General features: G+C 71.1%; 6 protein-coding genes. All 6 read right to left on the minus strand.

The genetic code is table 11. The annotated features are described in order from the left end of the window. On the minus strand, positions 1–1,038 hold a 1,038-nt coding region (locus tag ACWF94_RS27410; protein ID WP_453493931.1), incomplete at its 3' end, for a hypothetical protein. Continuing rightward, entirely contained in the window at positions 1,035–2,369 is a 1,335-nt protein-coding gene (locus ACWF94_RS27415; protein ID WP_453493934.1) for an erythromycin esterase family protein, read from the minus strand. The genes ACWF94_RS27410 and ACWF94_RS27415, both read right to left, overlap by 4 nt. A 32-nt stretch (positions 2,370–2,401) precedes the next feature. Then, on the minus strand, positions 2,402–4,264 hold the full coding sequence (locus tag ACWF94_RS27420; RefSeq protein WP_453493937.1) for an ABC transporter substrate-binding protein: 1,863 nt from the start codon (positions 4,262–4,264) through the stop codon (positions 2,402–2,404). 188 nt (positions 4,265–4,452) lie between these two features. Continuing rightward, positions 4,453–5,370 carry an ABC transporter permease gene (locus ACWF94_RS27425; RefSeq protein WP_453493940.1) on the minus strand — a complete coding sequence of 306 codons (918 nt, stop codon included), beginning with the start codon at positions 5,368–5,370 and terminating at the stop codon, positions 4,453–4,455. Further along, entirely contained in the window at positions 5,367–6,317 is a 951-nt protein-coding gene (locus tag ACWF94_RS27430) for an ABC transporter permease (protein WP_453493943.1), read from the minus strand. Before ACWF94_RS27430 ends, ACWF94_RS27425 begins: the two co-directional genes overlap by 4 nt. A gap of 112 nt (positions 6,318–6,429) precedes the next feature. Further along, the coding region (locus ACWF94_RS27435) for an ABC transporter ATP-binding protein (RefSeq protein WP_453493946.1) at positions 6,430–7,460 on the minus strand (1,031 nt) is incomplete at its 5' end.

A 7,460-nucleotide genomic window follows, 5' to 3' on the forward strand; every position in this document is an offset into this window, starting at 1 on the left:
GAGGTACAGGTGGTCACCGACCGGGGTGAGGGACCGCAGCACCGTCCCACCCTCCGGCACCAGCTCGGTCCACCCCGCCGGGTCGCCGGGATCGCCCGAGTCGAGCGGGAGGGCGACCACCCGCCCACGGGGAGCCGCGACATCGGTCACCGCGATGTAGTGGTCGCCGACGATGTGACCGGCGACCGTCCCGGCGCACTCGGTGACGAAGGGGCGCCAGGCGCTGCCGGGCCGCGACAGGTCGCGCACCGCGACCGGGACGGGACTGCCCACCCGGTGGCTCGCGACAGCCCACCGGCCGTCCGGCGAGAGCTGGACGAGCGTGTACTCCCGGGAGCCCTCGCCGACCGGAATCGGTTCCACCTCAGTGGTGCCCGCACCACCCCCGTCCCGGGACGGGAGGGCGAGCCGGTGGCGGAACACCGCCTGCCGGAACTCCCTCGGTGAGCCGGTGAGCGCGAGGAAGTAGAAACCGCTGCTGTCGGGCAGCCACGAGACCCCACCGGCCCACGCGCTGTGCAGGACCTGCCGCGGCACGCCGTCGAGCACCCGCCCCGACTCCACCTCGATCAGCCGGATGGTGTTGTGCTCACTGCCGTCGGTGCAGACACCCAGGGCCAGCACGCGGCCGTCCGGCGACGGCACCAGCCAGGACAGGACCGCCGGGTTCCGCGCGCTGCCGAACGCGGCCAGATCGACCACCGTCCGTCCCGCGCCGAACGGCCGGTCGGCGACGACCACCGTGGGAGCGACCCCGTCCGGCCCGGTGACGGCGCGGTACCAGCGGCCCGCCGCGTACCCCGGCAGAGCCGGACGGGACCCTCGGTCGTACGTCTCGATCAGCTTCCGGACGGCCGCCGGGTCCTGCCCGTCGTAGCAGACGGCGGTGGCGATCTCCGCTTGCCGGCGCTGCCACCGCCGCACCTCGCCGGTCTCCGGCTCCAGCCACCGGTACGGGTCCGGCACCCGGACGCCCGCGACGTCCTCGAAGACCCCGACGGTACGGGCGGGCGGATACGGCGGGGTGGTGGCGTTCACGGTGACTCCCACTCCTCGGCGCCCCCGGGACCACCGGGGTCCCCGGGACGTACGGACTGTGCTGCCTCTGTATCGGGATGTGCCGCCGGGTCCGGTCGCGCAGCCGCCTCGAACTCCGCGCGGAGCCGCTCGAACGCCCCGGGGACCCGGGTGACCCGCCGGACATGGAGCAGCGCGTCGTAGGCGGCGGGGAAGTCGTCGACGGGGTCGAGCCCGCCGGCGGCGAGCGTGCCCTCGACACCGTCGAAGAACCCGTCCGGCGCGCGGCGCGGATCGACGACGGCCATCGGCGGGCCGAGGCGGTCCAGCCGCGACTCGACGCACTCCGGCGTCAGGGTCCGGGCCCCGAGGGTGACCTCGCAGTCGAACGGACGCGGGGAGCGCCGGCTGAACCGGACCTCCGGACCGGACCCGTAGGTCATCCCGATGACGGCCAGGTCCGACCCCAGCGCGGAGTCGAGCAGACTCCCCAGCGTCGGCCGGCCGTGGAACGGCGACCGGCGTACGTGCGCGTTGTGGGCGCTCACCACGACGCGCCGCTCCCGCCGGAGGATCCACTCCACGCTCCGCGCCATGAACTCCTCACGCGGGTACGGCTCCGCCGGGGACCCTCCCGCGGGGGAGTCACCGCCCCCCTCGGCCTCCGCGGCGAAGGCCCGGAGCGAGGCCGCGCCCCAGCGCGCGACCGCGGCATCCTCCCGGTGCTGGCTGTCGTCGCCTTTCTCGTGGCCGGCCCGGAGCGCGCGCTCCGCCAGCCCGCGGAGCCCGTCGAGCAGCCGGGCGCGGTCGGGGGCGGACATCGCCGCGTACCGGACCGCCGCCTCCGACCGGCCGCCCAGATCGCTCAGCCGCAGCAGTTCCCCGTCACCCGGGAGCGGCGGCAGCCGGTCGAGGCAGGCGCGGACCGCCGGTCCGGGGGAGGTGGACGAACCGGGCAGGTCCATCCCGTAGAAGGCGACCTTCGCCGCACTCCCCGAGTTGCGGCGACGCATCCAGCGCAGTTGCCGCCACATCGGCTCGCACTCGCCGAACCGGTAGGTGATGCCGTCACGGGCGATCGTCTCGACCCGTCCCGGGCCGCCGTGGACCCATGCGTCGACGGCCAGCCCCTCGGCGAAACCGGACTCCAGCACCAGGCCCGTGAACCCGAACTCCTCGACGAGGAGCCGGAACAGCCGGTCCCTGAGCCCGTAGAACTCCGTGATGTTGTGCGCGCCCTCGCCGAGGGCCACCACCCGTGCGTCGCCGATCAGCTCCCGCAGCACCCCGGCATCCGCCGGGCCGGCGATCCGGCCGAGCGGCCGGGCGAACGCGTCCGCGGACGTGTTCATGGCATCTGCCACCTCTCAGGACGAAACACGCCCTAGTCGCGGAAGTACCACAGTTCCGGTGTGTACAGATAGCTGAGCAGCGCGTTGAACGACGACGGTGGGCCGGAGAGGGTGTTCTTCCACACGACCAGGGTGTGCGGGGTCGGGAAGAAGAGCACCGGCAGGTCCTTGGACAGCCGGGTCGTCTCGGCCGAGAGGACCTTGGGGTCCGCGCCGAAGGTCGAGGCGTTGATCAGCTTGTCCATCTCGGTGTTCCGGTAGCCGCCCAGGTTGAAGCTGCCTCCCGTGTTGAACACCGTGTTGCTGCTCGGGTACCCGGCCGCCAGGTACAGCGGCCCGTAGTCCTGGGCCGCCCACTTGTTCTTGTTGGCGGGAGCGAAGCTGTTGCCGTAGTTGGTGTACAGGTAGTTGAGCGACTTGGTCACGATCGTGACCTCGATGCCGAGCTTCTTGGCCGCGGACACGAACGCGGTGTCCCGGGCTCCGACGTACGCCGGGGTGTTCGCGGAGGCGAGGGTGAAGCCGATCTTCTGCCCCTGCGGAATGCCGGCCCCGCACTCGCCCGCCCCGGTGCCGGGACGTTCGCAGGTGGTGGAGCCGTCGGCCACCACCTTCCAGCCGTTGTCGGTGAGGAGCTTCTCGGCGGCGGCCGGGTCGTAGGGGTAGGGCGCCTTGTCACCGAACTCGGGCGGGTAGGGCGAGTTGCTGCCCGCGGTGCTGTGGTTCGGGGAGGCACCGCCGTTGTAGACGCCCCGGCTCTTGATATAGCCCTGCTGGTCGATCAGGTGTTGCAGGGCCTGCCGGACATACGGACGGGCGATGACCTTGTCGAAGTTGTTGGTGGTGTTCTCGAAGTTGAGGACCAGCGGGTCGAACCGCGCGGGCGCCGGGGCGCCGTAGATGTGGTAGCCCTTCTTCTTCAGCGCGTCGATCTGGGTGATGAAGCTGGAGTCCAGCGTTCCTACGGTCAGATTGCCGGCCTTGAACTGGTTGAGCACGGCCGCGGCGGAGGTGAAGGACTTGAAGTCGACCCGGTCGAGCCGCGCGTCCCCCGGGCCGCTGTAGGACTTGTTGGGGACGAGGGAGAACGACCCGGTCGTGGGGTCGAAGCTCTTGAGACGGTACGGGCCGTTGACCACCTGCCAGAGCGGGTTGCGGGCGAAGGTGGACTGGGACTCGGACTGCTCGGTGAGGTACGTGTAGATCGCCTTCGCGTTCTCCGGCTCGGTGTGGTCGAGGTGCGGCCCCCCGGCGCGGGCGATGTTCCACTCCTCGGAGGGCATCACGTACAGCAGTGTCAGCATCGACAGCAGGTAGGACGGGTTGTACGCGGTCTCCAGTCCGAGGGTGAGCGTGTCCGGTGCGGTCGCCTTCGCGGTGACGCCGTCCGGGAACTGGCCCGGGGTGTAGAAGCTCCAGTTGGCCGGACTCTCCTTGAGGGCGGCCTTCAGCAGGGCGAGGGAGAAGACGACGTCATCGGCGGTGACCGGCCTGCCGTTGGACCACTGGTAGTCCTTCATCCTGATGGTCACGGTCTTGCGGTCGGAGCTGAACGCGGGGGGCTCCGCCATGCTCAGTCCGGTGTCCGCGATCCGGTCGCCCTGCCCGCTGGGGCGGTAGAGGGAGCGCCACATGAGCCCCCGGGCGATGACGGTCCCGTTGGCGGACGCCGGCGGGTAGGGATAGATGTAGTTGGGGCTGAGCCCCGGTGTCAGTGCGACGGTGGCCGTCCCGCCGTCCTTGGGCTTCCCCGACTGCTTCGGCAGGGTCCGGTAGCTGCCCTGGACGTCCTGGGCCGAACCGCCGCCGCCGGTGCACGCCGTGGCGAGCAGGGCGACCGATGCGATGAGCGCGGCGATGAGGCGTCCTCGCGGTCTGCCGGGCGTAGGTGTCATGAGTGGCTCCCTGCGAAGTGTGGTGGACAGAGGCGGAGAAGCGAGGGGGTGAAGCGAGGGGGTGGCGGCGGCCGGGCCGGGGCCGCTTCGGCGTGGGTCGAGGATGGGGCACCGGCGCCGACCGGTGTTGGGCGAGCAGGACAATTCCCGGCCGTCCTGTCCGTCGGGCCCGACAGGCCGGGCGGCGCTCAGTCGGCCCGCCGCCCGATCGCGTCCGCGAGCAGATTGAGCGCCAGGACCGTGAGGATGATGCAGCCGCCGACGGGATAGATCAGCCACCAGTGGTCGGCGGAGATGTAGGTGGCGCCGCTGGCGAGCTGACTGCCCCAGTCGGCGGTCGGGTACGTCAGGCCGAAGCCCAGGAACCCCAGGGCGGCGACGACGAGGATCGCGTCGGCGACCTGGAAGGTGATGTTGACGATGATCACCCCGAGCGCGTTCGGGATCAGGTGGGTGAGGATGAGCCGTCGGCGGGACGCCCCCATCACCCGCGCGGCCAGGACGAACTCCCGCACCCGCAGGGTCAGGACCTCGCCGCGGACCAGCCGGGCGGAGACCAGCCAGGAGAACCCGCCGATGACCAGGCTCAGCGACACGGCGTTCGCGTGGAACCGCGCCGACAGGATCAGCACGAAGAAGAGGAAGGGCACCGACAGCAGGATGTCGACCACTCGCATCAGGAATCCGTCGAGCACGCCCCCGGCGAGTCCGGCGATCGCGCCGTAGACGGTGCCGATGGCGGTGGCGAAGAGCGCGGCGAGCAGCCCGATCTGCAAGGACACCCTGCCGCCCGCCATCAGCCGGCCGAGTACGTCGAACCCGTTGGGATCGGTCCCGAGCGGGTGCCCGGGGCCGGGGGGCAGGGCCGCGTTGAGCAGGTCCACATCGGTCTGGTTGGTGCGGTGGAGCAGGGGGCCGAGGAAGCAGAACCCCACGACGAGTACCAGCAGCAGCCCGCCGGCGAGGCCGAGCGGGTGCTGCCGCAGCGTGCGCAGCACCGACCGCGGGGAGACCCGGGCCCTGGTGATCCCGTCGGGTTCGTTCCCGGAACGCGCCATGGTGTCCGTCTCGGTGGCTGACGCCGCTTCCCTGTGTCGTGAGGTCATTTCTCCAGCTCGATTCGGCGGTCGGCCGCGGCGACCGCGATGTCGGCGACGAAGTTGCCGGCCACGGTCAGGACGCCACCGATGAGGGTGTAGGCGAGGAGCACCGGGTAGTCCTCGCGTTGCAGGCTGTTCAGGAACAGCAGGCCCAGACCGGGGTAGTTGAAGAGCGACTCGACGATCAGATTGCCCGCCAGGAGCGTGGGGATGAGCGTGCCGACCAGTGTGATCAGCGGCAGACAGGCGTTGCGCAGCAGATGGCGGGTGAGGACGAGCCGTTCGGGGAGCCCTTTGGCCCGCGCGACCCGGATGTAGTCCTGGCCGAGCTGGTCCAGTGCGGCCGAGCGCTGGTACTGGGAGAAGATCGCGACGCTGGTGATGGCGAGCGTGATGACGGGGAGGGCCATGGCGCGTGGATCGGTGAGGACCACCCAGGGGGAGTGCGACTGGGACGCCTCGGCCGGGAAGAACGGCAGGGACTGGCTGAAGACGGCGATCAGGATCAGGCCCAGCAGGAACGACGGTGTCGCATAGAGCACATACGAGGCCGCCGTGGCGGCCCGGTCGATGAGGCTGTTGCGCCTGACCGCCTGGAGGATGCCGAGCGGGACGGCGATCAGCAGTGCGAGGACCAGGCCGGCCAGCGACAGCATCGCGCTGCGGCCGGAGTTCTGCCACAGCAGCGTCCCCACGTTCTCGTTCAGTTTGTAGGACCTCCCCAGGTCGCCCTGGAGGAGCTGGCCCAGATAGCCGGCGTACTGCACGACGACCGGGCGGTCGAATCCGTGTTCCCGGTTGAAGTCGGCCACCGCCTCGGGTGAGGCGCGCTGGCCCAGGACGACACGGCCCGGGTTGTCCGACACCAGGTCCAGGAGGAAGAAGACCACCGCGGAGATCCCCAGAAGGACGAGAAAGGAGATCGCCAGCCGTCGGACCACGTACCAGGTCATGCGCGTACATCCCCTCTCCAGGAAAACTGTGAGACCCGTGAGGTCCATGAGACCTGTGAGATCTGTGAGATCAGTGAGATCTGTGAGACCCGGCGAGGCCGGGAGGAGCGCGTCATGGTGCCGTCAGCTCCCCGGGCAGCCCCGCCCCCGACCGCAACGGGTGGTGGCAGGCGACCTGATGCGTACCGGTGACCGTCGTCAGTGCGGGCTCAGCCGCCGCGCACACCTCGGTCGCCAGCGCGCACCGCGTGCGGAACCGGCAGCCGCTGGGCGGATCGATGGGACTCGGCAGTTCGCCGCGTACCCGCGTGCCGGCCTCGGGACGCGGTGCCGCCGGGTCCGCCTCGGGGACCGCCGCGAGCAGCCCCGCGGTGTAGGGGTGCGCGGTGGCGCCGTACACCTCGTCGGTGGCGCCGGTCTCCACCAGCTTGCCCAGGTACATGACACCGACCCGGTCGGCCAGGTACCGCACGACCGCGAGGTCGTGGGAGATCACCACACTGCTCAGATCGCGTTCGAGCTGGACGCGTTGCATCAGGTTGAGGACCTGGGAGCGGACGGAGACGTCCAGTGCGCTGACCGGCTCGTCGGCGACCAGCACCTTCGGGTCCAGGGCGAGCGCGCGGGCCAGCCCCACCCGCTGGCGCTGTCCCCCGGAGAGTTCATGGGGGTAGCGCTCCAGGACGCTCGGGGGCAGCCCCACGTCCCGCAGCAGTTCGCGGGCCCTGGCCGTCCGTTCGGCACGCGTGCCGATGCCCTGGATCGCCAGGGGCTCGCGCAGGATCGCACCGATGCGCATCCGGGGGTCGAGGGAGGCGTTCGAGTCCTGGAACATCATCTGCAGCCGGGCCCGTCGCGGTCCGAGTTCACGGGAACTCATCCGGGTCACCGGCGCACCGTCGAACTCCACCTCGCCCGAGTCGGGCCGGTCCAGCGCCACGAGCATCCGGCCCAGCGAGGACTTGCCGCACCCCGACTCCCCGACCAGCCCAAACGTTTCTCCGGCCGCCACCTCGAAGCTCACCCCGGAGACCGCCTTGACCGTGCGGCGCCCCCCGAGGAGATCCCGCCCGCCCACCGGGTACTCGCGCCTGAGATCGACGGCCCGCAGCCGTGGCGCCGGCTCCCGCCCGGGGAGGATCC

It is taken from the genome of Streptomyces sp. NPDC055078 (assembly GCF_053607985.1).

Coding starts and splice junctions, on each gene's coding strand:
- ACWF94_RS27420 (WP_453493937.1), bottom strand. CDS start 4,264: ATGACACCTACGCCCGGCAGACCGCGAGGACGCCTCATCGCCGCGCTC.
- ACWF94_RS27425 (WP_453493940.1), bottom strand. CDS start 5,370: ATGACCTCACGACACAGGGAAGCGGCGTCAGCCACCGAGACGGACACC.
- ACWF94_RS27430 (WP_453493943.1), bottom strand. CDS start 6,317: ATGACCTGGTACGTGGTCCGACGGCTGGCGATCTCCTTTCTCGTCCTT.
- ACWF94_RS27415 (WP_453493934.1), bottom strand. CDS start 2,369: ATGAACACGTCCGCGGACGCGTTCGCCCGGCCGCTCGGCCGGATCGCC.